The 23,197-nt window shown below is 69.4% G+C and carries 22 protein-coding genes and 8 pseudogenes; 18 read left to right on the top strand and 12 right to left on the bottom strand.

From position 1 onward, the window contains the following. Positions 1 to 3 precede the first annotated feature (3 nt). Positions 4 to 664: pseudogene (locus tag ACF088_RS40975) on the bottom strand (glycine betaine ABC transporter substrate-binding protein). Here ACF088_RS40975 and ACF088_RS40970 point away from each other — a divergent pair. Together ACF088_RS40970 and ACF088_RS40965 are read left to right on the top strand one after the other, a co-directional pair. Next, positions 585 to 1,718, top strand: a complete 1,134-nt coding sequence (locus tag ACF088_RS40970) for an alpha/beta fold hydrolase (protein ID WP_392381079.1) — start codon at positions 585 to 587, stop codon at positions 1,716 to 1,718. The pseudogene ACF088_RS40975 and the gene ACF088_RS40970 overlap by 80 nt on opposite strands. A 224-nt stretch (positions 1,719 to 1,942) precedes the next feature. Then, positions 1,943 to 2,437 (top strand): 4'-phosphopantetheinyl transferase, encoded by a 495-nt coding sequence (locus tag ACF088_RS40965; protein WP_392381078.1) that lies wholly within the window; start codon positions 1,943 to 1,945, stop codon positions 2,435 to 2,437. Positions 2,438 to 2,453: 16 nt separating this feature from the next. Here the strand turns inward: ACF088_RS40965 and ACF088_RS40960 are convergent, their stop codons facing one another. From ACF088_RS40960 to ACF088_RS40945, 4 genes are all read right to left on the bottom strand, one after another. Further along, positions 2,454 to 3,446: an AraC family transcriptional regulator gene (locus ACF088_RS40960; RefSeq protein ID WP_392381077.1), complete on the bottom strand. Its 993-nt coding sequence runs from the start codon at positions 3,444 to 3,446 to the stop codon at positions 2,454 to 2,456. 5 nt (positions 3,447 to 3,451) lie between these two features. Next, positions 3,452 to 4,111, bottom strand: a complete 660-nt coding sequence (locus ACF088_RS40955; RefSeq protein WP_392381076.1) for a DUF1772 domain-containing protein — start codon at positions 4,109 to 4,111, stop codon at positions 3,452 to 3,454. 59 nt (positions 4,112 to 4,170) lie between these two features. Next, positions 4,171 to 4,806 carry a hemerythrin domain-containing protein gene (locus ACF088_RS40950; RefSeq protein WP_392381075.1) on the bottom strand — a complete coding sequence of 212 codons (636 nt, stop codon included), beginning with the start codon at positions 4,804 to 4,806 and terminating at the stop codon, positions 4,171 to 4,173. A gap of 130 nt (positions 4,807 to 4,936) precedes the next feature. Beyond that, positions 4,937 to 5,761 (bottom strand): NmrA family NAD(P)-binding protein, encoded by an 825-nt coding sequence (locus tag ACF088_RS40945; RefSeq protein WP_392381074.1) that lies wholly within the window; start codon positions 5,759 to 5,761, stop codon positions 4,937 to 4,939. Positions 5,762 to 6,740: 979 nt separating this feature from the next. Between ACF088_RS40945 and ACF088_RS40940 the strand changes: the two are divergent. From ACF088_RS40940 to ACF088_RS40915, 6 genes and pseudogenes are all read left to right on the top strand, one after another. Then, positions 6,741 to 6,958, top strand: a pseudogene (locus ACF088_RS40940) (transposase); the annotation flags it as partial. 94 nt (positions 6,959 to 7,052) lie between these two features. After that, positions 7,053 to 7,457, top strand: a complete 405-nt coding sequence (locus tag ACF088_RS40935) for a hypothetical protein (RefSeq protein ID WP_392381073.1) — start codon at positions 7,053 to 7,055, stop codon at positions 7,455 to 7,457. A gap of 356 nt (positions 7,458 to 7,813) precedes the next feature. Next, positions 7,814 to 8,131, top strand: a complete 318-nt coding sequence (locus ACF088_RS40930; protein WP_361135872.1) for a hypothetical protein — start codon at positions 7,814 to 7,816, stop codon at positions 8,129 to 8,131. After that, positions 8,128 to 9,192: a WXG100 family type VII secretion target gene (locus tag ACF088_RS40925; RefSeq protein WP_392381072.1), complete on the top strand. Its 1,065-nt coding sequence runs from the start codon at positions 8,128 to 8,130 to the stop codon at positions 9,190 to 9,192. Before ACF088_RS40930 ends, ACF088_RS40925 begins: the two co-directional genes overlap by 4 nt. Further along, on the top strand, positions 9,189 to 9,821 hold the full coding sequence (locus tag ACF088_RS40920; protein ID WP_176960242.1) for a hypothetical protein: 633 nt from the start codon (positions 9,189 to 9,191) through the stop codon (positions 9,819 to 9,821). Before ACF088_RS40925 ends, ACF088_RS40920 begins: the two co-directional genes overlap by 4 nt. A 311-nt stretch (positions 9,822 to 10,132) precedes the next feature. Beyond that, positions 10,133 to 10,267 (top strand): annotated as a pseudogene (locus ACF088_RS40915) (IS110 family transposase); the annotation flags it as partial. A 529-nt stretch (positions 10,268 to 10,796) separates the two neighbouring features. On the opposite strand, the gene ACF088_RS40910 reads toward ACF088_RS40915, so the two are convergent. The 3 genes from ACF088_RS40910 to ACF088_RS40900 all read right to left on the bottom strand — a co-directional run bounded on the left by ACF088_RS40910 (position 10,797) and on the right by ACF088_RS40900 (position 13,573). Then, on the bottom strand, positions 10,797 to 11,663 hold the full coding sequence (locus ACF088_RS40910; protein ID WP_392381071.1) for a hypothetical protein: 867 nt from the start codon (positions 11,661 to 11,663) through the stop codon (positions 10,797 to 10,799). 667 nt (positions 11,664 to 12,330) lie between these two features. Beyond that, positions 12,331 to 12,819 (bottom strand): GNAT family N-acetyltransferase, encoded by a 489-nt coding sequence (locus ACF088_RS40905; RefSeq protein WP_392381070.1) that lies wholly within the window; start codon positions 12,817 to 12,819, stop codon positions 12,331 to 12,333. Between the two features lie 490 nt (positions 12,820 to 13,309). Then, the gene (locus ACF088_RS40900) at positions 13,310 to 13,573 is read right to left on the bottom strand and encodes a hypothetical protein (RefSeq protein ID WP_392381069.1); all 264 of its coding nucleotides are present in this window, start codon (positions 13,571 to 13,573) and stop codon (positions 13,310 to 13,312) included. Between the two features lie 141 nt (positions 13,574 to 13,714). On the opposite strand from ACF088_RS40900, the pseudogene ACF088_RS40895 reads away from it, so the two are divergent. Both ACF088_RS40895 and ACF088_RS40890 read left to right on the top strand, forming a co-directional pair. After that, positions 13,715 to 13,912: pseudogene (locus tag ACF088_RS40895) on the top strand (IS21 family transposase); the annotation flags it as partial. 283 nt (positions 13,913 to 14,195) lie between these two features. After that, complete coding sequence (locus tag ACF088_RS40890; protein WP_392381081.1) at positions 14,196 to 14,465, top strand: hypothetical protein; 270 nt, start codon at positions 14,196 to 14,198, stop codon at positions 14,463 to 14,465. Between the two features lie 532 nt (positions 14,466 to 14,997). Here the strand turns inward: ACF088_RS40890 and ACF088_RS40885 are convergent. Then, positions 14,998 to 15,251, bottom strand: a pseudogene (locus ACF088_RS40885) (hypothetical protein); the annotation flags it as partial. Positions 15,252 to 15,578: 327 nt separating this feature from the next. Here ACF088_RS40885 and ACF088_RS40880 point away from each other — a divergent pair. The 5 genes from ACF088_RS40880 to ACF088_RS40860 all read left to right on the top strand — a co-directional run bounded on the left by ACF088_RS40880 (position 15,579) and on the right by ACF088_RS40860 (position 19,570). Further along, complete coding sequence (locus ACF088_RS40880; RefSeq protein ID WP_392381080.1) at positions 15,579 to 15,773, top strand: hypothetical protein; 195 nt, start codon at positions 15,579 to 15,581, stop codon at positions 15,771 to 15,773. 127 nt (positions 15,774 to 15,900) lie between these two features. Further along, the gene (locus ACF088_RS40875) at positions 15,901 to 16,125 is read left to right on the top strand and encodes a Ku protein (protein WP_392381068.1); all 225 of its coding nucleotides are present in this window, start codon (positions 15,901 to 15,903) and stop codon (positions 16,123 to 16,125) included. Positions 16,126 to 16,781: 656 nt separating this feature from the next. Beyond that, the gene (locus tag ACF088_RS40870; protein ID WP_392381067.1) at positions 16,782 to 17,468 is read left to right on the top strand and encodes a transposase; all 687 of its coding nucleotides are present in this window, start codon (positions 16,782 to 16,784) and stop codon (positions 17,466 to 17,468) included. 30 nt (positions 17,469 to 17,498) lie between these two features. Next, the gene (locus ACF088_RS40865; protein ID WP_392381066.1) at positions 17,499 to 17,747 is read left to right on the top strand and encodes a transposase; all 249 of its coding nucleotides are present in this window, start codon (positions 17,499 to 17,501) and stop codon (positions 17,745 to 17,747) included. Positions 17,748 to 18,961: 1,214 nt separating this feature from the next. Further along, positions 18,962 to 19,570 carry a hypothetical protein gene (locus ACF088_RS40860; protein ID WP_030992798.1) on the top strand — a complete coding sequence of 203 codons (609 nt, stop codon included), beginning with the start codon at positions 18,962 to 18,964 and terminating at the stop codon, positions 19,568 to 19,570. A gap of 230 nt (positions 19,571 to 19,800) precedes the next feature. Here the strand turns inward: ACF088_RS40860 and ACF088_RS40855 are convergent, their stop codons facing one another. Then, a complete protein-coding gene (locus ACF088_RS40855) occupies positions 19,801 to 19,926 on the bottom strand; it encodes a hypothetical protein (protein WP_258572997.1) in 126 nt (41 codons plus the stop codon). 1,007 nt (positions 19,927 to 20,933) lie between these two features. Between ACF088_RS40855 and ACF088_RS40850 the strand changes: the two genes are divergently transcribed. The 3 genes and pseudogenes from ACF088_RS40850 to ACF088_RS40840 all read left to right on the top strand — a co-directional run. Beyond that, positions 20,934 to 21,611: a bacteriocin fulvocin C-related protein gene (locus tag ACF088_RS40850; protein ID WP_392381065.1), complete on the top strand. Its 678-nt coding sequence runs from the start codon at positions 20,934 to 20,936 to the stop codon at positions 21,609 to 21,611. 483 nt (positions 21,612 to 22,094) lie between these two features. Further along, the gene (locus tag ACF088_RS40845; RefSeq protein WP_392381064.1) at positions 22,095 to 22,253 is read left to right on the top strand and encodes a hypothetical protein; all 159 of its coding nucleotides are present in this window, start codon (positions 22,095 to 22,097) and stop codon (positions 22,251 to 22,253) included. 53 nt (positions 22,254 to 22,306) lie between these two features. Continuing rightward, positions 22,307 to 22,525 (top strand): annotated as a pseudogene (locus tag ACF088_RS40840) (transposase); the annotation flags it as partial. A 216-nt stretch (positions 22,526 to 22,741) separates the two neighbouring features. Here the strand turns inward: ACF088_RS40840 and ACF088_RS40835 are convergent. Beyond that, positions 22,742 to 23,035 (bottom strand): annotated as a pseudogene (locus tag ACF088_RS40835) (Lrp/AsnC ligand binding domain-containing protein); the annotation flags it as partial. Further along, positions 22,968 to 23,197: pseudogene (locus ACF088_RS40830) on the bottom strand (hypothetical protein); the annotation flags it as partial. The pseudogenes ACF088_RS40830 and ACF088_RS40835, both read right to left, overlap by 68 nt.

The following is a 23,197-nucleotide window of genomic DNA, read 5'->3' as shown; positions in this document are numbered from 1 at the left end:
CTGTCAGCCTTCCCGGATGAAGCCCTCCCGCACCAGCCAGTCCTTCGCCACCTCGTGCGGGTCCTCCCCGTCCACGTCCACCCGCGCGTTCAGCCACTGGGCCTCCGCCCCCGTCAGCCGCTTGGTGACCGGGGCGAGGAGGCCGGCGATGGCGGGGTACTTCCTCATTGTGGCGCTGTTCATCTCGGGTGCCGCGTTGTAGTTGGGGAAGAAGTGCCGGTCGTCCTCCAGCACCTTCAGCTTGAGTTCGGGAATACGGCCGTCGGTGGTGGCCGCCACGCCGAGGGCGCAGGCCGCGCCCTCGGCGACCTGGGTGTAGACGACGCCGTCGTCCATCTTTTTGAAGTTCCCGCGCCGGAGGGCGAATCCGTACGTCTTCGCCACGCCCGGCAGGCCGTCCTCGGGCACCGAGAACTCGCTTCCGCCGCAGAGCGTCGCCGCGCCCGGGTCCTTCTTCGCCAGACGTGCCACGTCGGAGAGTGTGCGCAGCCGGTAGTCCCATGATCTGGCCCAGGATGATCTGCTCGGTGAACTCCTTTGAGGTCACGGTCAGTTGGGCGCCCTCCAACGGTCGCCCCTTCCCGATGGAGCCGGGCTGCACCGAGTCGGCCAGCGGGCTGCCGCTGGTCAGTCCGCAGCCGCTCAGCCCTGCGGCGGCGAGCAGCGCGCTCCTCGCCCGGCTGGTGGACGTCGGCGCGCAGCACAGCCGCGCCACCCGTGCGGCCTTCGCCCGCCTGAACGCCCGGCTGTCCACCTCCCCGCGCCCCGCTGTCGGCGGGCGAGCGGTGGAGACCGACGCCGGCGGCGAGCGGCTGCCGGAGGACTCGGTGACCGCGCCCACGGCGGGTGAGACATACCTGCGCGGCGACGACGGCGCACGACTGGCGGTCTCGTGCCTGACACCGCTGAAAGGGCCTGCGGCAGTCGGGCCGCCCGTCGTGCTCGCCCACGGCTGGGGCGGGAGCCGCCGTGTGTGGGGCAGCGTGGCGGACGGCCTGATCCGTTCGGGCCACACGGTCCTCTCCTACGACCTGCGCGGCCACGGCGCCTCGACTGTCGGCGACGACGGCATCACCGCGGAGGCGATGCGCGCCGACCTGGCAACCGTCCTCCGGTACGCGGGCGGTGCGGCCGTGGTGGCGGGCCACTCCGGCGGCGGCTTCGCCGCGCTGGCCCAGGCAGTCGCGGACGACCCCGGTGCTTGTCCGGTGGGCCTCGTGCTGGTCGCCACGGCCGCGCACGGCCAGGAAACGTCGGAGAAGGAGGCGCGGATGATGGGCGCGCCGCTGTTCTCCCGCACGCTGCGCAGGGGCGGGCCGGGGCGGCTGCTACTGCGCCAGATGACCGGGAAGGCGCTGCATCCCCGGCTGCGCGAGGTCAACCGGGAGCTGTTCGCCGCGATCCGCCCCGAGGTCCGCGCGGAGTGCTTCCGCTCGTCACGGGGGATGGACCTGCGCGAGGCCCTGGCCGCGGTGCGCGTACCGGTGGAGGTCCTGGCGGGCGGTGCCGACAAGATCATCGCTCCCCGACTGGGCCGTGAGACGGCCGATGCCTTTCCCCGCGCCCGCTTCACCTCGCTGCCCGGCGCCGGACATCTCCTGCCACTGGAACACCCGAGGCCGGTCTCCCGCGCGATCGAGGAGGTCACGCGACAGGCCGGGGGCCGGCTCGCCGGCCGGCTCCCGCCGGACACGGGGGAGGCGCTGGAGCCGCGATGAGGACGACGCCCCCGCCGCCCCGACCGGCCGCGGCGTGAGCGAGCGACTGCTGCCGGCCGGGGTCGCCTGGTCCGAAGCCTTCGACGACGCGCTCCCCGGTGTGCCGGACCACCGAGAGATGGCCTTGGTCCGCGGCCGCCCGGAGCGCGTCGTGCGGCAGTTCGCCGCCGCACGGGCGTGCGCGCGAAGCTTTGGACGCCCTGGGGGCGCCCGCGGGACCGCTGTTGCGCACCCCGTCCGGCGCCCCGGCATGGCCCGCCGGGCTGATCGGCAGCATCACCCACTGCGACGGCTACCGAGGCGCGGTCGCCGCGCCCGGCACGGCCGTGGAAGCGCTCGGCATCGACGCCGAGCCCGCCCTCCCCCTGCCGCACGGCGTGCTCGGTCTGGTCGCCTCGCCGGCCGAGCGCCGATCCCTGACACAGCTGGCGGCACACTCACCCGGCGTTCCGTGGGACCGATTGCTGTTCAGCGCCAAGGAGGCCGTCTACAAGGCCTGGCACCCGGTCAGCGGCCGATGGATCGGCTGCGCCGACGTCGAGGTCATGCTCGCCCCGGCCCCGTCACCGAGCGGCCCGGCTGCCGACGACGAGCTGGTGACGGGCTCCCTGCGCGCGCGGGCGCGGCCCGCGGCGTCGAACGAGGCCGGCGCGCGCTACTCCGGCCGCTGGGCCGCCGGTTCGGGACTGCTTCTCGCGGCCGTCACCGGCCACGGGTGACCGCTGCGCGCCCGGTTCAGCGCTCCAGGACGACGGTACCCGTGGCAGGGCTGCCGGGCACAGGCTCGGCCGAGCGCAGGCCCTTGCGGAACTCCTGGGGGCTCACGCCCCGTTCCCGCTTGAACGCGGCGCTCAGCGCGAATGCGCCGGAGTAGCCCACCCGGTGCGCGACCGTGGCGACCGTCAGGTCCGGGTCGCGCAGCAGGTCCGCGGCGAGCGTGAGCCGCCACCCGGTCAGGTAGGACATCGGCGGCTCGTCGACCTGCTCGGTGAAGTGCCGGGCCAGTCCGGCACGGGAGACACCGACGGCGGAGGCCAGCGAGGCCACCGTCCACGGCTCACTGGGCCGCTCGTGCAGCAACCGCAGCGCCCAGCCGACCACCGGATCGCTCTGCGCCCGCACCCACGGGGGCGCACCGGCGCCGGGCTCCACCAGCCAGGACCGCACCACGTTGATCAGCAGCAGGTCCAGCAGCCGGTCCAGCACCACCTCCTGGCCGATCTCTTCCTTGTCCACCTCACCGGCGAGCATGGCGATCAGCGGGGTGCGGGCGGCGGAGGCCGGCTGCACCAGCAGGGCGGGCAGGCTCGACAGCAGGCGCCGCCCCAGCTCGCCGGGCGCCTGGTAGGTGCCGCTGAGCATCACGGTGGACCCGGTGCGCTGTGCCTCACCCCAGGTCCGTACGCCGAGCGCCATGTCATCGGTGACGTCCTCGCCGGAGGAGGTGCTGCACCTCTGCTCGGGCCCGACGACGATGCCGGGTGGCGAATCCGGGTCGTCGGTGAGGGTGTACGCCTCGGGGCCGCGCAGCACCGCGACGTCCCCGGGGGCGAGGTGCGCCGGCTCCCCGCCGTCCCGCAGCACCCAGGCTGACCCGTGCAGCATCGTCACCAGCGACAGCGGCGCGCGGTCCTCGATGCGCAGGCCCCACGGGGGGTTGAACACCGACTTCAGCAGGAACGCGCCGCGCGCCTTCGGGCTCTGCAGCAGGCCGCTGAGTGTGTCCACGGCTTTCACCTCTCCCTGTCCTCGTCCTGGGGGCGGGCCCGGTGACTCAGGAGCAGACCTCCCCACAGGCGGCCCCCGTCACGCGGGCCCCATTCCCTGTCCGGTATGGGGCCCGACCGGCGCCTCGCGCCGGGCCGTTGTTCTGGTGGGCGCACAGTACGGCGCAGCAGCGCCAGGGCGCACAGGGTCAGCCCGGTGCGGACCGCGTTGGCGGTGCGCCACGGGCGCTCGTACGCACGGCGGGCCTGGTGCAGACCGACGGGATCCACGGTCGGCGCTCCGGCCAGCCGGCGGTTGAGCGGGAGGTTCACCGCCGCGGTGACCACCATGCTGACGCCGTACAGCGCCGTCGCGGCACGCACCTGTTGCGCCGGGCCCTCCTCCCCTGCCCGGCGCAGCCGACGGGCGGCCAGCCCGCCGGCGACGAACACTCCGAGGAAGAACGCGCCGAACGGGGCGTTGTCGTCCAGCCGGGCGTTCATACGCCGCATCGCGGAGACTAAGTGGGCGTCCCCGCGGCAGGCCAGGACTGGCATGACGCCGACGTCGAACGCCAGGTAGAGGCACGCCATCGCGGCGGTGCCCGATGTCGCCGCGAGCAGTACGGGCTCAAGCCGGGCGCGGGGAGCGGCTCCGGTGCCGGCCGGGTCCTTCTGCGGCGGCATGGTGCTCCGCCGGTCGGCTGCGCGTGCCGGCGGACGGCCGCCCCCGCCCGGCGCGGAGTTCACCGTGGCTCCAGGATCGCCGCGACCGAACGGCGGTAGCCGTTCTCCAGCACAGCGCGGCCGAGCAAGCGCACCGGCGCGGGCATGACGCCCGCCGGGGCGGGGAGCCCGTCCAGCAGCCAGGGCGGCAGCACCCGCTTGACGCGCAGCGGCGCCGCGGCCAGGACGCTGCGCTCCAGGGCGGTGAACACCGGTCCCGGCACCTTGTCGAAGACGGGGAAGGAGACCGCCTCCTCCTCCAGGAGGTGCCTGTGCATGATCTCGTCGAAGTCGGCCGCCGCCCCGGCCAGTCGGTCCGCCAGACCGCTGTCCATTGCCTCGGTCACCCGCAACATCATCTCGTCGAGGGCGACATGGTCCTCGATCAGGCGATGGGCGGCCGCGGTGACTTCGGGCAAGTGCGGCATCAGGCCGGGCCAGAGGATGTCGTCCTCGGTACGGTGGTGCCATTCGATGATCCCGCGCAGTTGCCGCCACCAGTCGGCCGCCGCCGGCATGCCGGCCGGCGTGAGCAGCGCAGCAGCCGACCGCAGGCGCCGCGAGTCCCTCCGCAGCGCTAGATGAGTCTGCGCGAATCCTCTCAGGTAGCGGGGTAACGCCTCCGCCCCGCGCCCGTCCCACAATGCCCCGTCCATGGCCCCTCTTCTTCCGGTTCGCCGGACGCCCCCGGGTGCCGGCCGGATCGGTGTCGTGCCAGGTCGCCGAACGGCTGGTCCGCCCGCGGCCCCGCGTACTCGGGCCGGCGGGGCGGACCGGCGGCCGGTCTCAGGCGTCCCAGGCCCCGGAGGCCGCGGCCTCCTTGGCATACTGGGAGAAGTCCTTGGGCTCGCGCCCCAGCGCCTCGCGCACGCCGTGCACCACGCTGGCGTTGCGTCCGTCCACGATGAGCGTGAACAGATCGGCGAACTCCTCCGGCTCGCCCAACTCCCGTAGCGCCGCACGGTAGTCGTCGATGGTGACGGGGACGTAGGTGAGGGTCCGGCCGGTGGCCGCGGACAGTTCCCGGGCCACGTCGTGGAAGCTCAGCAGCCGGGGGCCGGAGAGCTCGTAGGTCTTCCCGATGTGCCGGCCGTCGGTGAGGGCGGCGACGGCCACATCGGCGATGTCGTCGGCGTCCACGAACGGCTCGACGGCGTCGCCGGTGGGCAGTGCCAGCTCACCGGCGCGTACGGGGTCCAGGAAGAAGCTCTCGCTGAAGTTCTGGTTGAACCAGTTGGCCCGCACGATCGTCCAGTCGCCGCCGGCGGCCTTGAGGGCCTCCTCGCTGGCGACGGCGCCCTCCTCCCCGCGGCCGGACAGCAGCACGAGACGCCGGACGCCGCGGGCGACGGCGAAGGCGGCGAACTCCTCGATCGTCTCCTGGGCCCCAGGGAAGGCGAGGTCGGGGTAGTAGGCGACATAGGCCGCGTCTACGCCGTCCAGGGCGGCGGCCCAGGTCCCCTTGTCCTCCCAAACGAACGGGATCTCGGCGGAGCGCGATCCGATGCGGACGGAGCGGCCGAGGCCCGTCAGCCGCTCGGCGACGCGTCGCCCGGTCTTGCCCGTGCCGCCGATGACGAGAAGGGGGGCGGTCTGCTCGTGAGTGGTCATGCATGCATTGAAGTCTGCGGAGTCTGGACGCAACACCAGAAAGAGACTCAGATACATACGCATCCGTCTCACCTCGGAGCCGATGGCGTAAGCCGGGCCCAGAACCGTCGGTCCGGGCCAGAACTGGTCGTCCGGGCCAGAACTGGTCGTCCGGCCTCGGGGGCGGGACCGGACGACGAGTCAGAGGGTGGAGGCTGACATCAGGACGAAGGCGACGACGGCGAGCAGCGTCCGTACGGCGTGCAGGGCGTTCCAGCGGCCCTCGAACGCCTGCCGGGCCGCCTTGCTGGCCGCCGCGGTCGCGGGCCGCCTCCAGTGCGCTGTTCAGCGGGACGTTGCCCGCGGCGGTCACCAGGTGACCGACCGCCGCGCAGCCCGCGACGACGAACCAGGAGGCCGTTGGCAGACCGACCGATCCGAGAAAGCAGGAACAGCGGTCCGGGCACCTTGCGGTTCACCTCGCGCATCGTCTCGGTGAAGCGATCGTCCGGCAGCGTGCGGAAGGCGGGCATGCCCCCCGACTGGAAGGCGAGCAGGTAGCCGGCATGGAGCCCGGTGCAGGCGAGTGCGCACACAACGAGAGCATCAGGCATGCCGGTCATCATGGCCCCGCTCCCGCCGTGGCGAGGGCTCTTGCCGATATCCGGATCACGGCTCCTCCCGAGCCGAGCCTCCTGCCGACCGGGGCGGCGTTGTGGCCGGACGGCCACGACATGCCGTGACGGCCACCGTCGCCTGCACCTGGCAGGGTGAACTGCCGTCGGTAGGGGGATGGGAGGGCGTGCTCGGGAGCCCGGCCGGGAGAGGCGCCCAACCGGCTGTCGATCCAGGCGGTTCGGCGTGCCCCTCTTCTTCCGCGCCCGCGGGGCGGGAGCCGCGGGAGTTGTCCACAGGCCTGCGGGAATCCGCGGGGACGGGGAACACTGTGCGTACGGCGTGGATCAGGAGATCCAGGACTTGGAAGGCCCGCCTGGCCCGGCTCGTGGAACGCTATGCCCCGCAGCTGCTCACTGTGGTGGGCATCGGCCCGGACACGGCCGTCACTTTGCTGATCACGATGGGGGCAACCCGGAATGTCTGCACAGTGAGGCGTCCTTCGCCGCGCCGTGCGGGGTCGGCCCCGTAGAACGCTCCTCGGGCACTCGGCAGTACCGTCGCCTCAACCGCGGCGGCGACCGGCAGGCCAACGCCGCCCTTCGCGGGCGAACGGCCCCTCAACCGGCCCCTGGACGTCCTCGCCGCCAACAGCCCGGCCGACGCCCTCTACTCACCATTCGACCCGGCGGACATCTTGGCGCGCATCACGTTTTTCGATCCTGCAGGCGCGCACTTCTCTGGACCAGGACCAGGACCAGGACCGGGACCAGGGCCGGGCGGCCCAGGCCACCGTCGCCAACCTGCGCCACGCGGCGGCTTCGGCCCGAACCACCGGCGGCTGTGCGCACTGATCCGTACCCTCGCCGAGCACAGCGCGGAGTGCACCCGCTTCTGGAACGCCCACCGTGCGCGGCAAGACCCAGGATGCCAAGCACCTCTTCCACCCGGCGCCCTGACCCTCACCCTCACCTCCCAAGCCTTCGACGGACGCGACACGCCAGGCCAGCAGCTCGTCATCCACCACGCCGAACCGGACAGCCCCAGAGCCCGGTCCCTGGGCCTCCTCGCCTCCCTCCATGCCACCCCGCACCAGGCATAGGACAGCGCGCCCCGACATTCCGTGGGCGTGGCGCGCTGGGGCAACACATACCCGGGCCGCAGCCCTGAGCGACTTCCGCCGCACCTGCAACCACCACCGCAGAAAACAGCCGACGAGACCCTCGGCATGTCGCTGCCTACTCCCACCGAATCTCTGACTCGGGTCACTAGCGAGGCGGCCATAGAGGTTAATGGGGATTCACTTACCTTTACATTGCTCCGCCATGGGAAGTTGTGCCTGCTGCACCCCCGTAGGGGCCAGAGGGACTTGCCTGGGTACAGTGCAGGCAAAGCATTCACCCGGTTTCTGTAAAGGCTTGGGTTGCAGCGGGTGTAAGCCACGGGGAGGACAGGCATATGGGCGGCACGGGCTACGACGTAGAGAGCTCGGCTCTACGGCGCTATGCGAACGCGGCGGATCACGCCGCGGACCAGGTGGAGAAGATCCGGACCCGGATCAACGGACTGAAGCTTTCCAGCGGCGTGTTCGGCCAGCTGTCGGAGTCCGACAGTCTCAAGGCGGACTACGACAAGCAGTCCGAGGAGGCGGTGGACGACCTCCATGACGTCAAGCAATCGCTGAGCGGTATCGCCGACGGCGTGCGGCTCACGGCCGATACGTACGACAACAACGAGGACGACCAGGTCCACGCTCTCGGCGGGGGTCAGGCATGAGCCAGGCGCTGGAACGGATCGGATTCGACGTGGACTGGAGCAACCCGCTGGCGGGTGCGCTCGACTCCGTCATCCGCGGGGCCATCAAGGAACTGGGCCTCGACGAGTACCTGGAAAAAGTCAGCGGCGACAATGAGAAGCTGCTCGAAACCGCCCGTGAGTGGCGGGCCGCGGCCCGTGACATGCAGGGCGTCGTCGACGATCTGCAGGCCGAGCGACGGGCGTTGCAGCGTACGTGGACCGGCGAGGCGTCCGAAGCTTTCGGCGGCACCATGTCCGAGTTCGAAAAGGCCCTCCGGGGCGAGGCCGAGGACATGATCACGGTCGCCGAACTCCTCGAAATGGCCGCTGAGTCGTGCGCCGAGGCCGAGGAAACGATGGTCGTGCTGATCACCGAGGTCGTCGAGGCGCTGCTGGTGGCGGCGGCGACCGCGGCGATCGTGGCGATCCTGACCGCCGGTGTCGGCGCCGCGATCGGCCCGCTCATCGGCGCCGCGGGTGCGGCGCACCGCGCGATGAAGGCCGTACGGATCACCGCGAAGCTGGCGGACAAGCTCAAGGATCTCGCCGACCGGATGCGGGCGCTGCAGAAGCTGCGGCGGGCGCGCATCAAGGCCAAAGCTCTGTGGCGCAACAAGAACGCCCGCAAGAAGCTCAACAAGAACCTCAAGCGGATCGGCAACAAGGTGGTGGGCGCCAAGGCGGCCGGTGCCGCCATCGATGCGGCGCCGCTGGCGAACAGCGTCATCGAGCACCACACCGGCGTCGACGTCGGCGAATATGTCTCCGAGAAGACCGCCAACATCCGCGAGACGGTCGCTGAAGCGGGCAACAAGGCTGAGCGCGAGCTCCATGACGCCACCGGCCTCAAAGAGGTCCGCATCGGCGACAAGCGCTGGGACGTCGAGCATCAGACCCCGGTCGGCTCGGAGGCCCCGAAGGAGAAGCCGCCGACCGAGCAGCAGAAGCAGTACGCCGACCGACCCGATTCCCAGCGCTTCACCGACCGCCTGGCCGACGGCGCGGCGCGGTCCAAGCCCGTTCGCGAGGTCTTCGGATGAGTCTTCGGGTCGCCTGGGGGAAGGTCCCGTACAAGGAGGCAAGGGAGCGCGCGACGCAGGCGCTGCCGACCGGGGAGCGGCTCGTACAGGCCGAAGTCGCCTTTCCCGGGCGCAAGTTGCCCACCCCGTGGCGGTGGAACCGCCCCCGCGTCCTGGTCGGCCACCGTCTCCCAGGCGACCGCTGGGAAGGCACCAAGCGGGCCTTCTGGTGGATCTTCTGGCGGCTCGACGCGATCCTCGTGACGGGCCCCGAGCTCTTCGGGGGGCGGCGCCCGAAGGGCAAGGCCCTCAAGGGCGGCTGGGGAAGCCTGGGCGGCGGGCTCGCCACCGCCCTGTGGCCGCGCGTTCCGACCACGGACGCGCTGCCGGTGCTCCAGCTCACCGACCGCCATCTGCACGTCAGCTACGTCCAGCGGGGCCGTCGCCGCGGCGAGCTGGGCGCGGTCGAGCCGGGCTGGAGCGTGGCGGCCGGCGAGGTGGCCTGGGTCCGGCACCGTACCGACATCGACGCCGACACCTTCGAATTCGGCTTCACCGACGGTTCCTGGGCTCGGGTGCAGCTGCGCAGCCAGCACGCCGTGTACTTCACCAAGTGCTTTCCCCAGGCGGCGCCGGGGCGCCCCTGGTGACCTGATTCGGAGATTCCTCGGCAACATGCGGCGACTTTGTCGAGGATCTCGTCGGAGGTCTTCGTCCAGGCGAAGGGCCTCGGGGGTTCGTTCCAGTCGGCGAGCCAGGTGCGGATGCCGCGTTCGAGGGCATGGACGGAACGGTGGACGCCGCGCTTGCGTTTCTTCTGCGTGAGTTCGGTGTACCACCGCTCCACCAGGTTCAGCCATGACGCGCCCGTGGGTGTGCGGTGCAGGTGGAAGTGGAGGATGCGACAGCGGCCACTTCTTGATGGGGGGCGTCCCATGGGTGACGTAGTTGTCCAGGATGCAATGCCGCCCTGTATCGGATCGTGCAGTCACGGCTCCGGTTTGATGCACGTACCCGCAACTACTACGAGCGGCGCATCGCGGAGGGCAAGACTCGGCGCGAGATCATCCGCTGTCTCAAACGCTACGCCGCCTGAGAAGTGTTCAACCTCGTCCGGTCTGGCATCGGACCCGCGAAGTGGCTTGAGCCAGCTGAATGTTCGCACCGGGACGAGCGCTTGCGCGATCCCCCGAACCAGTGGCCGCATGCACCTTCGCCGCCCTTGCCCCACACGCCGACCCTCGGCGAGGCCATCATCGGCTTGGCGAAAGCGCCTCCCGAGAAGTCTCCCACCTGGTCGGATCCGAGTTCCACGCTGCGTAATTGGGGCATTCGTGAGGCCCGCCGGCATAGTGGACCGGGATTCCTGGATTCCGTACGATCCTCGGCGCCGGGCGCACGACCCCAGCCCTGCCGACCCTTCAGCGCGCCTCGACCCGTGGGGTCCGCCCCGGCGTGAAGGGATCAGACAGCAGAAGAGCGCCGGGCACCTGCTCGTCTACGAGTTCTAGTAACCGGTCGCACACCGTCTGCCCCTCGCTGGCACGCGCCGCGGCGAGCTCCTTGCGCAACTGGCCGTCGGATGGCCGGCGACCGGGGCGAAGTGGTCCTCTCAGTGCTGGGTATCAGCTGCTGAGGTCGAACACGCCCCACGCGGTGTACGGCTCGGCCTGGACGTAGATCCTGCTTCCTCGACCGACGACCCGACGGCGGCCGGGGGCAGGGCTCTCGGGCAGGGTGAGCAGGCCGACGTCCGTTGGCTCGACGGACGTTTCGGTCAGCGTTCCGTGGGCGAGTCGGTCCCGCTCCTCGCCGTAGCCGCCGTAGAAGGCCACCCGATCGCCGTGGACGGCCACCGCATGGGCGCCCCGTATGCGGTTCGCCCACACCGTCACGGGCCGGTCGGGGCGGTTGGGGCGTATCTCGACGAGCGGGAAGTCCGTGTACGGGCACGCCCAGGCGGCGGTGCCCGACACGTTCAGGGCGTAGCAGTCGAAGAGACCGGGGATGTGGGCGCCGTCTGACGTCCAGGCGAGCCGGCCCGTGGCGCTCCAGCGGCGGATGCCGACCGGGTTCTCGTCGAAGTGCCCGACCCAGATATGGCCGGCCTCGTCCACGAGCAGGTGCTCGATGGCGTCCCCGACGGAGAAGGACGAGGTCTCGCGGCCTTGCGCGCCGAAGACCTGGACCTGGTTCGCGTGCTCGTACCGGCAGGCGCGAGACGCGGCGACGACGAACCCGCCGTCGGGCAGGCGGCCCAGGTGCGGCCAGCGAGCCCGCACGCAGCTCAGCTCGGTGAGTTCGACGTTGCCGCCCGGATGGACGGAGACGACCAGGGCGTCAAAGGGCAGGACATCACCGCCAGGCTGCGGAGCACGTTCGGCAAGCAGCCAGTGGGCGGCGCCGAAGACGTCGACGGTACTGGTCAGGACGTGGCGGTCGTGGTGCGCTCGGGGGAGGTGGGCGCAGGGAATGAGGGCGGTCTTCCGCACGGGCGGGCTCTCCTGGGTGGACGGTCACGGCAATCGGGCGCTGCGGTGAGCGGCGGTCGGCGGCGCGCGAGCGGCGGAGAGCGGAGCGAAGCGCCTAGACGGCATGGCCCTTTCTGGTCGTCATGAAGCGATCATCGTCGACGTCCGACCTCGTGACAAACCCTTTCGGCGCGCCGTCTCCACCGTCGAATGCTGCGAGAGCATGGACCTGACCGCACTCGCAGTACTACCGAGACCACTTCCCTCTGGAGGGTGCGTCGAGCTGAGCGTTCGACCTGCCGGGCAGTGCCACCTGGAGCCGGTGATGATCTTCGCCAGGGGTGAGCGGCAGTGCGTGGCGCGCGAGATACCTGCTTCCGTGCACAGCGTGGAGACAGTCAGGGTGCCACTGGTGTGTTCGGGGTTGCCGGTCACTGATCCGCTCGAAGGCGTGCACGACAGCCTGGTCGGTGCCCGGCCGTAGGGGAGTGCCAGCGTGTTCAAGGGCGTGCCGCAACCGCGGTTCGGCGGGGTCGTTCATGACTTCCCTGTGAATGCGCAGTCGCGGGCGAACTCCCGGACTACTGGCGGGAGGGGGCTATTCCGACCGTGCACTATTCCCCGTCTTCCGTGCCGTTGCTTCGCTGCTGCGGCGCCCGATGTTCGCTCCGTTCGCTGGCGACCCTGGCTATGTCAGGTCCTTGCGCATCAACGTGCACATGGTTTCGTACCGTTTGACCGAGCCCTTTTCGGTCTCCACGTCCCAGGAGTCCAGCTCACGGCCGTAGGGCCGGTAGCCCAATCGCTCGTAGAGGACTCGGGCTCTGGGGTTGCTCTCCTCCACGCCCAGTTCGGCCACCGCCAGACCACGGGCTGTGATCCGAGCCTCTGCGGAGCTGATCAGCAGGGTGCCGACGCCGCACGACTGAAGCGCAGGATGGACACCGAGCTGCCAGAGCGTGCCAGCACCACTCTTGAGCACGTAGTCGACGCCGCCGATCGCCACCGGCACGTCTGCGGGCCCACAAACAGCCAGGTAGTCGACCTCGCCGCGCTCGGCCCGGCGCAACTGCTCGGCGATCTGCCTCACGTGCATGGCGGAGCCCGACCAGTCGCACGAGGGCAGGTCCTCGTGGGTGAGATCGCGCACGGACAGGGAGATCCTGATGTCGGTCACTGTGACCACCTCCGGCGTAAGAGGCTCGACGACACCCCGGACAGACGCAACATCATTTGGGCAGCCGCCTTGGGGCCGAGGCATCTGCTGCCCGGGCTGCGAGGTACGGCCCAGTCGCGTCGGGCGTAGGCGACCCAGCGGAGCGCGGTGTGGCGGTGCATCCCGGTCACGTCGGCGAGGATTGGGCTGGGGAGATCAGCAGCGAGGGCGGCCAGCGCCCCGTTGCGCGCGGGGCGAACCGGGATGCCGTGCCGGTTGAGTTTCTGGGTCATGCCGTGCGTCGAGATCGGCTTGCCCGGGACCATGCCCGGGAAGAGCCACTGGGGACCCGGGGGGCTAGCGAGAGCTGCGGCCGCAGTTGCGACTGTTCGGCAAGTTGCCGAAGGAGTTCGGCGAGCCGTGGAGGCAGCAGGACGGGGTGGCGGCCCAGGACCAGGGGGCCTGCTTGTCACCGAACTGGAGGTGTCCAGGCGTCAGGTGGCAAAGACGTTCAGTGGACAGGCCGAACAGCCGCGGCGATCCAGTCGTCGATGTCGCTCCTGCGCGAGGTCGGCGAGGGCCAGTCCGCGTTGATCCGTCCAGGCCATGAAGTCCAGGCGACCCTCACGCGGCGCCGCAGGTCACGGTCGGCGGAGGCAGGATGGCGACGGGTGGCGGCCCGCTGACGTGCTCTCCGGAGCAGGAACCAGTGCAGGAACGGGCGGGCGAGGTTGGCGTGCGCGGCCGGCTTGTCCGCGAGCTCGTGCCCAGCCACCCGGGAACGCGTTCGAGGTCCTCGTTCCCCTCACGGGCGGCTCGGAGGCCACCGTCCGCACCGCCAAGGCGGATCTGATTCCCACCACCGCGAACCTGCGGGAGAAGTACGGCAGCTTCGCCGAACTCCGCGGGGCCCTGCGTGATCTTCTGTCAGCAGGTCAACACCCGCGTACGCCGTGAGACGGGCAAGACTCCGGCCTCGGCTCTGGATGTCGAACGCACCCGCCTGCACCCGCTACCGGAGCCCCCTCACACCCTCGCGCTCGGCGAGTCCCACCAGGTGCTGCGGGACCAGACCGTCCGTTTCGGCTCGGTCCGCTACTCGACCCCGCCAGGCTTGGTCGGCCAGGAAGCCTGGGTCCGAGCGGACGGCGAGGAACCTGTCATCGTGGTGGACCTGTCCCGGCTCGCGCACCGCCCGGAGTGGATGCAGGGGCCCGGCCGGGCTGACGGAAGTCGCCCGGCACCCACTGTCCCTGCCCGGACGCCCCGTCATCGACCTGGCGCACTATCCGAACCCTGCACAGGAGACGGACGGCTCTCCGCGCCGGCCCAAACCCAAGCCCGCCAGCGACGCCGAGGAAGCCTTCCTCGGGCTCGGGCCCGGGGCGAAGTCCTGGTTGATCGAGGCCGGCGCAGCGGGCACCACCCGGATCCGGGTGAAGATGGCCGTCGCCGTCGAGCTCGCCGCTCTGATCGGGCCTGCCGAAGTCGACCTCGGCCTCGGTCTCGCGGCGACCGCGGGGCGGTTCGCCGAGGACGACTTGATGTCCATCGTCCAGCACCGTCGGCACGGCACCCGCCCCGCCGACCTCGTCGTCGCCGACGAGACGCACTCCGTCCAGCCCGGCACCTCCGCCTGGGCCGGCTTCGGCCGCAAGGCCACCTGATCCCCCGGTCCCGGGCCGCTTCGCCGCCCGGGACCGGCGAAGCCCGAACAGCTCGCCAGAGCATCCCAACCAAGGGAGACTTTTGACTCACACCATCACACGTCCGGCGCGTCGCATCCGAAGCGCATTGGCCGCCGCTGTGCTCAGCGCCGCGCCTGCGCTACCGACGGGCAACCGGCAGTTGTAAGTCGGTTGCCGTGGCCGGCTGCCTCCGCCTGGGGGAGAGCACTCCGGGTTCCTCTGCTGTTTATGGCCGACCGTCATAAACAGCAAGCCTCTGACCTGGCCTGCGCGGACCGCGACGGATTTCGCCGCCCGCGCACCGATACAGTATGATCATGAAGGAACTTCGGCCCTCGGGCCGGAATCGCGCGTCTGTGGTCCAAGGAAAGACGTCCACCAGCCGGTGGGAGATGCAGGTGCAAGGCCTGCCGGGCGCTCTGACAACGGTCCCTTCCCTTTACGGGGAAGGGACCGTTTTTCTGTGCTTCCACGGGAGCCCCCTCTGCCTGCTGTTCTGATCACCGCACCCCGGGGTGGGGTTCTCCGGCCGGGAGGCAAACAGATCGCCGGCGGTGCCCGGCAGGCCCAACCAGCCGCTCCGCAGCCGGTCAGCTGCTCGACCAGGCGCTCCGGGTCGGTCAAGCCCAGCGCGGTGAGGTCCTGCCCGAGGGGGTTGGCGGTACCGGTGTGCGCGGTGTGCAGAGTCAGCATCAGCAGTCGCGCTTCCGGGCCGGGCAGCGGGGTGTGGTCGGCCACATGGGCGAGGACGGCCCGCGCGTGGTCTGTCGTGACAGCGCTCTCTGCCACGTCGCGAAGACCTGGCGGGCCGGGACGTCGAGCGGTCTTCATGACGGACTCCACGTCCGCCATGACGGGCTCCTGGGCCGGGAGCGGGCCCAGGAGCGGCGGTCTACCGGGATGCGTCGGGATACGCGGCGGTCGCGCGGACCTCGACGAGGAGCCCCGGGCTGGCGAGGCCGCTGACCCCGATGATCGTCCAGGTCGGGTAGGGCGCTTCGACGAGGCGCTGCTTGGCCTCGATGACACTTCCCGGGGCCTGGGCTTGAGACGATCGGCAAGACCGTACGAACGAATACAGGGGTGGAGATCGTGATCAATCTGGTGCTGCTCGGGGTCTTGGTGCTCGCCATCGGCGGGTGTGTATGTGTGGTGTGGGCGGAGCGCGGCGGGCCCCGTTGGGTCCGCGGTGTGGCGAGCGTGACGCTCGCCGCGAGCGAGGTGGTGCGTCGCGCGGAGAAGAAGAACCGGCGACGGAGCTCGGGGACCAACAGTGGTCGCGACTAGCTCGGAACGGATGAAGCAATCTGAACTAGTCGCCTGACAATCGGTCAAGATCGTCTGTCAGAGGTCATTCACAGCGGCTCCGACCGGGGCCGCGCCGCCAGCCGACCTCCTTCGTGGTCGGCCCGCCGTGGCCGCGCGGCTCGCGGATGCCGGCGTGGTGCCGCTGACGGACCGGGACCTGGAGCGGCTGCCGCTACCGACCTGGCACCAGGTCACCGCCCTCGGATTTGTACCGGCCGACGACATCAACCCGATTCGATTCGCGAAGCCGTACTTCGTCGCGCTGGACGGCGGCACTTCCTCCCATGCCTACAGGCTGCTGGTGGCCCATCGAGCCGAGGACGAATCCTGACCAAGTTGGCTCTCTTTCGTACCGGCATCGAAGCTGCTGAGCAGGCCCGCACGGGATGCGACTGTCCTTTGACGCTGAACGTGGATCGTTCCCCACGTCAGTTGGATCGGCTACCAGCTGTCTGCTGGCAGACGACGCGCGGCGTACGTGACAGCGTTGGTGGGCGTTGTCAGTTCATGGCCGACCTTGATCTGCTCATCCGCGGTGTACCGGGCAACCGTGGGCAGTCCAATCTCCACCTCCTCGCTTGTGGCGAGGTGAAGCTGGCACAGGGGGCACAACAGCCCCTCGGCCGTCAGCTCCATATCAAATAGCAAGGTGGTGCTGGGCGCCTTCAGGAACAACGCCGCCGCTCAGCTTTGCAGGCGGGGCAGCGGGTCTTGCGCGCAGCGGACACAGGAGCCTTGAGGGGTGTCTCGATAGGGGCTTACCGATCAATCAGGCGTCATCACAATTCTCATCGCCCGACGCGGCCCGGTGCCGGCAACGCGATGAGCCATCGGACCGGAAGGCGCACGGCCATGCCCAGACGAATCACGTCCAGTAAGTCTCCTGCCCCGCGAGCCCGCCGACGTCGGCCAACGGGGGAGGTGATTCTGGGGGTGGACACGCACCGGGACACTCACGTGGGTGCCGTCCTCTCCCCACTCGGGGCAGTGTTCGGCGCTGAAGAGTTCCCGGCCAGCGCAGCCGAATACCGCCGATTACTGGCGTGGGTCCGCGCCTTGGGCACGGTGCGGCGGGCGGGAGTAGAGGGGACCGGGTCCTTCGGAGCCGCTCTGTCCCGGTACTTGCTGGCCCAGGGCGTTGAAGTGTTCGAGGTGAACCGGCCGGACCGGACCGACCGTCGTTTCCATGGCAAGTCGGACCCCCTCGATGCCCAGAACGCTGCCCGGGCGGTGCTGAGCGGGCGGGCACGCGCCCGCGCCAAATCAGGCGACGGACCCGTGCAGATCGCCCGGATGTACAAACTTGCCAAAGGGTCGGTAGTCAAGGCCCGCACGCAGGCGATTAACCAGCTCAAGGCCGTCCTCATCACCGCTTATCCCGCCCTGCGGGAAGAGCTGGCCGGGCTGAACAACCCGGACCTCTTCCGTGCCTGTGCACGCTTCGCTGACGACAGCAAGAACGAGGAGGGCAAGGAGGAGACAGTGCTGCAGGCCACCCGCATCACGCTGCGCTTGCTGGCCCACCGGATCGAGCAGCTCACCGAGCAGATCCAGGACGTGGACCACCGTTTGGCCCGGCTCGCGGAACGCCACGTCCCGCAGCTGCTCGCTGTGGCTGGCATCGGCCCGGACACGGCCGTGACTCTGCTGATCACGATGGGGGACAACCCGTAGCGTCTGAGCAGTGAAGCATCGTTTGCCGCGTTGTGCGGGGTCAGCCCCGTCGAGCGGTCCTCCGGTGCGAGGCAGTACCGTCGGCTCAACCGAGGCGGCGACAGGCAGGCCAACGCGGCCCTGCACCGGATCGTTCAGACCCGCCTTCGCGTCGACCCGGTACCCGGGACCACTTTGAGCGCCGGCTCAAGCAGGGCAAAACCCGGCGTGAAATTGTCCGATGCCTCAAACGCTACGCTGCCCGTGAGGTGTTCCACCTGGTCAGGTCAACATAAGTAGGAGTCCCGTCATAGGGGCTGTGTGATAGCAGGTGAGATGTGAGGAACCCCCGTCGGCTGACTCCGGCGGGGGTTTCTGCGTTCGGGGATGGGCCTGGTGCGTGGTGTTCGACGCGGTCTTGCTGTGCTCCGGCTCGCCGTTCTCGACGGCGTAGGGGAGGGCAGCGGTAACGGTGCGGGTGTGGTGGCCGAAGTGCAGCAGAGGGCGGGGGAGGTTACGCGGCAGACGAGGGCCGTGGGGGAATGCCGAACTGCTTGGGTGCCCCGGCGAATGGCTGAGCTGGGCATAGACGGTTGTGGCAGGCCAAGTCCCCATGGCGCCAGCCCCTGCTTGCCGCAGTCGGCACCTTCGGCGGCCCCGCTCGCCAGAACGACGTCGTCGCCCTCTGGCCAGGAGGGGGCCCATGCCGACACCACCAGCACATCCTTGCCCGCCGAACACGTCCTGATTCCCCAGTAATCTTCGCGGCCTTTTGGTGCCGTCATAACCCCGAAATGCCCTCTGACCGCAGAGCTGCGAGAGGGGACTGCACACTCAGGTAGCTACGTGCGTAGCGCGCCTGTTTGCCGCCGTGCGGCAACGCATGTCCGGGGTGCGAAGATCCAGAGGGCGCCGGTGACCCGTGGTGGGCTCCGTGGCCTCTGTGGGTGTCGGCGAGAGCACGGGGACCGGCTTCCCCGCCGGCGCGCCCCATGATCGCGGACGTCCGTGCCTGCTGTGTACCGAACCCCGCTCAACATGACGAGGCGTCAGCAACCGAGCGTCAGCCGACTACGCCGAAGTGACCGAAGAGGGCGCAGTAGTACGCGACTTCCAGTTCGCGCTTCATCCAGATGTAGCCGGTTGGGGTCTCCGTTGTTGCGTTGCCGGACCATCCGGTTGGCTTCCGCTGCGCTCTTCGAGATGCGCGACGAATGGATCGCCTTACCGCGCCGCCACCTCCCCGAAGGTGATATGGGCGATATCCGCCGTAAGCTCTCTTTTGGTTCCTCCGCGCTATCCAACGCACCGAAATGCAGCCGCCAGTTGATCCCCAACAGCATGACGGGGGACACTACCTGGCGGATGCGTGTTCCCCGTCGAGTGGCACTCGCTTCGGTGCCCTCCCGTGCAGGTCATCGGAGTCCATCTACCCAAAGATTGCTGGGCGGTTGGCCTCAGCGTTTCGTGGTAGCGTCATTGTTCGAGGGACAATGCAACCTGAAAGGGAAATCGTGAACACGGAGAAGATCGCCGCTCGCCGCCTCTCGCTGGAAGAGGTGACGAAGCTCGGCGTGAAAGACAGGCTCTTCATTTCCGCCGAAACGGCAGAACTCAAGCTTCCCGACTGCTATGTCCCTGCTTTTCTGACCAAGTCCGGTGAGGATTTCGAGGGCGGCTTGATCACGGCGAGAACCGTATTCCAGGAAGAGGTCTCCTGCCTTCCCGACGACGAGAATGAAGCCGGAATCTACTTGGCAGACGAGAACGGCTCGGTGACCATCGAGGTCCTCCAGTCCGCCGGTGTCGTGCTGGACCTGGCGCTTTTCGTCCCTAGTGGGGACAAGGGGGCCCTCACGGCCCTTTACGCTGCGGCCCGGCAGGCCTTCGGCGCCGACGTCGTGCAGATCTGGCGCCAGGGCCTCAAGGAGGTTCCCGACGTGAAGGTCGACATCTTCGAGGAGCAGATTCCCCGGGGGCGCAAGGGGAGCGACAGCCCCAAGCGTGACCGTCGCGCGGTCGACACCTACCCCACCCGTGCGGACTTCATCGAGTTCTCCGCGGGGTGGAAGCCGGTCGTTGAGATTCACAGGCCGATTGTTGACGACACCCCGACCATCTGAGGCGGCGTTACCTCTCGGTCTCGGCCTGAGAGGACGCCGAGAACGCATGCGCCGGCCCCGGGTCGACCCCTGAGCGGCCCAGGGAGCCGTCGGAAAATAACTCACGAACGCTGAAGCGCCGTTCCACTCGATGACCTCGCGCGACAGCCCGCCTGACCAAGATCAAAGCCTGAAGTGATTCTGCGACAGGCTCAGGGCTTCGGCGTAGTCGAGTGAGGTCCGCTTCGTGCTCAGGCGAGGCCGAGGAGCGTGAGGGGTCGGCGGGCGTCACGCGCATTGCGGCGACGGCCGGAGGCGATGTTCTTCGCGCCGTTCAGTCGCAGGGCGCCGACCGCGAGGTTGCGCCAGGTCGCCATAGCGCGGGGTGCGCTGTCGGTCCGCCACCGCGCACGCGATCAGGTCGAGGACGACGGCCAGCGCGTGCCGCACTCCTCGTAGCCGGATGATCTGCTATCAGCCCGAACGCCCAGCCCAGCCGCTCATCCCATGCACGAGCGTCGTCCGCATCTGCGGAGATGCCAGGATGAGGTAGCGTCAGCGTCGCCGGGGGCGCGGCTGCTGTGGTGCCGCGGTTCGCGGTTGCGGAGACGCCACCGATCCGGCAGACGCTGGCGAGCTGTTGGCGCTGGTCCGCTCAGCGAACGCGGGGATCCTCCGTTCCGGATGGCGTCGACTCCACGCAAGTTCAGGTCTGCTCCGTCTCCGCGGAGATGCTCCGATGTTCGCCGCAGCCACGGTCAAGGTGTTCGGGCCTGCTCCGCGTTCGCGGAGATGCGCCGCCGTATTAGGTCACCACTCCTTGAAACAGCACTGCGCTCCGAGTGATCGCAAGTCCTGGGACCTGGGTAGACCGATTGGAGTACCTGCGCACCGGGCTCTGGCTCGTGAGAAATCGGATCCGAGTGTCCGGCCTGTCCTTTGCCGATCACCCGTGCGAGGTCTATCCCGGACAACCCTGCCCATTGCCGGACACACAGCCACCTGCCATCCTCTCTCGCGGGTGCGAGGACTGTGAGGGGACAGGGACTCGCGGCCTCACCCAGCCCGCTCCACCATCCCGCAGCCAGCTGGAGGTTCCATGAGCTATCCGCAACAAAACCCCGCGGAACGCTGGGTCCTAGCTTTCGATGAAACATGCGGCACGTGTTCGGCCGTGTCGACTGCCGTGGCGAGAGCAAGCGACGACAAGTTCGAGGTACTGCCGCTGGCCCACCCCCAAGTGCAGGAGTGGCGTCGGCTGAGCTCGGGGCCCGAACCCGCTTGGAAGCCGACGTTGCTGCGCGTCCGGGGCGACGACGTGCGTGCATGGACGGGGCCTGCCCTGTCTCTGACATTGGCGCGGCGACTGGGTCTGCGCTCAACTATGCGTGTTCTCCAAGCTCTTGGCGAGTTGCGCGAGGAGGTCACCGGCGGTCCGGACAAGGCACCTCGGATCGGAGGCTCGGTCAGCCGCAAGAGGTTCCTCCATCTCGTCGGCGGCACAGTCGCCGCGGTCGGCCTGTCGACGGTCGGCCAGACACCCGCGTTCGCCAAGGCATCGGAGCCCGCGAGAGCCGCCTCCTGGGTACGGGAGAACATGAGCACGCTGCCACGTTCTTACGAGGCGATCGTCCAGCACCCGGTCGCGTACCGCAGAGCGATCTTCCAGGTGCTGACGCCCGGAGAGCGGTCACAGGTATGGCTGGACCACTTCGCCACGTACCGCGCGACCCGTCCGAAGCTGTCGCCCGCTCAGGAGCGGGTCATGACGCAGCTGACGAGGCTGACTCCCAAGGTCTTCGCCGAACCCGATCGGCGCAGCGCCGAACTGGACGCTCTCGCTGAGCAGGCGCGCCGCGTCTTCGGCTTCGACGAGGCCGCTGCCCTCCTCGCCCGCCTCGGTCCGGACGACGGCAGCGAGGTGCGCAGGGCGGACTGCCAGTGCAACCAGAGTGACTCATGGTGCGGCGTTATGTTCTGCGGCCCGATCAGCTGCAATTACGACAGTTGGGGCTGCGGCACCCTGGGGACGAAGCCCTGCAACGGCGTGTGCATGCGATAGCCTCCCGCCGAGCCGCCTGCCTCGGCTCACCCGAGGCAGGCGAGACTCCCCCGCGTTCGGCAGGACGACGAATCACGAACTTCTACACCGTGAGGCCCTCGGCTATCCAGCGTGATCAGCCACCGACACGAGCCGGTCGCCCGGCCCACTGACCCCGTGACCGGCGTTTCGTCACCCTGCGAGCCACATTTCGTCGTTGGTCCAAGCAATTCCGCCAACTCACGAAGGAGTTCATCGACGCAGCCCGGACCGGAGTAGGGCCTGTCTTCAAAGTCCCGCCTGCCTCGCGGCGCCTGGCACGCACTCCCCCACGCCTGAACGGCGCGGGGGGGGGGACCCCCATCCGCGTTGTCGGGATCATCCCGGTACGCCCAGTACCGGGACGACCCTCCGCCTTGCGAGCGCACGCACCAGACACCGCAAGGCCCGCCCTACGGGCGAACGACGGGACTTTGACGGCAGGCCCTAGGTGAAGCAATCGGCTTGGAAGAGCAAGTGGCCTATGAATGCGAGCAGTTGCTGGGCGCTGACGAACCTCAAACGATAAACGCCTACGAGAACTTGGCTGTCTCCTATATGCAAGCAAACCGCGTCGTTGAGGCCGAGAAGATCATGGAACGGTTCGGTCTCAATCTCGACTAGGACTTGTCCGGCCGATCATGTGAATACTTCGGGCCCGGATCGTTGATGTGGGCATGAGGCGGGGGGATCTGAGTGATGCCGAGTGGGACCGGCTGCGGCCGTTCCTGCCGGTCAGCAACAGGCGTTGTGGTAGATGGCGGGATCATCGGCAGGTGATCGACGGGATTCAGCCCCGGGTGCGGAACGGCGTGCAGCGGCGCGATCTGCCCGAGGGATTCGGGCTGTGGAAGACGGACGAACGCCACCGGCTTTGGTCGGCCGACGGCACCTGGGTTCATCGGGCGCCTTCACGGTTCTGACCGCCCCAGCGGCCGGTGCCAGCCAATCGCCACGCCAGCTGATCGGCAAGCGGCCAGCTGCCCCAAGGTGGCCGAGCACTCCCACATCACCGCCCGGTTCCGCGAGGGTGAGGCCATACCCAGCGTGGCGAATGCGATGCCGCCCGAGAAGTCTTCCACCTGGTCAGACCCGACTCTCCGCGCCTACGTGAGCTTCAGGAGATCGGCGCGTTCGGTGTCGGTGAGGAACTGGGGGTCCCAGGTCATGCCCCGGCGCAGGGTGCTGAGGGCCGGCAGGGCGTTGACGCGGCGGACGCCGGGGACGGAGTACAGCCGGTCGATCGCCTCGCTGGTAGCGGCCTCGGACGGGGCGTGGATGACGACGTAGAGGGGGGCCTCACCGGAGATCTGGGCCAGGAGCTGGAGGTGGGGCAGATCACGGAGCCGGTGGAGGACGGTGAGCGGGGTTTCGCCGGTAATGTCCGGGAAAACGTGGACCGGCGACGGGGTCGCCGTCGAGCTGCTCCACGGGGGCGGCGTCCCCGGCCGGTGCGGCCTCGCTCGTGGCCGCGGGCCGCCGGTCGAGTCCGAGCACGAGTGGTACGGCCAGCACGCTGATCGCGGTGAGGAACACCCAGGGCAGCGCCGCACCGCCCTCCAACAGCG

The sequence above is a fragment of the Streptomyces sp. NPDC015125 genome (genome assembly GCF_043080045.1).
Classification (GTDB): domain Bacteria; phylum Actinomycetota; class Actinomycetes; order Streptomycetales; family Streptomycetaceae; genus Streptomyces.
Note: the sequence above shows the minus strand (reverse complement) of the source record. Positions and strands in the feature narration are given on the sequence as shown.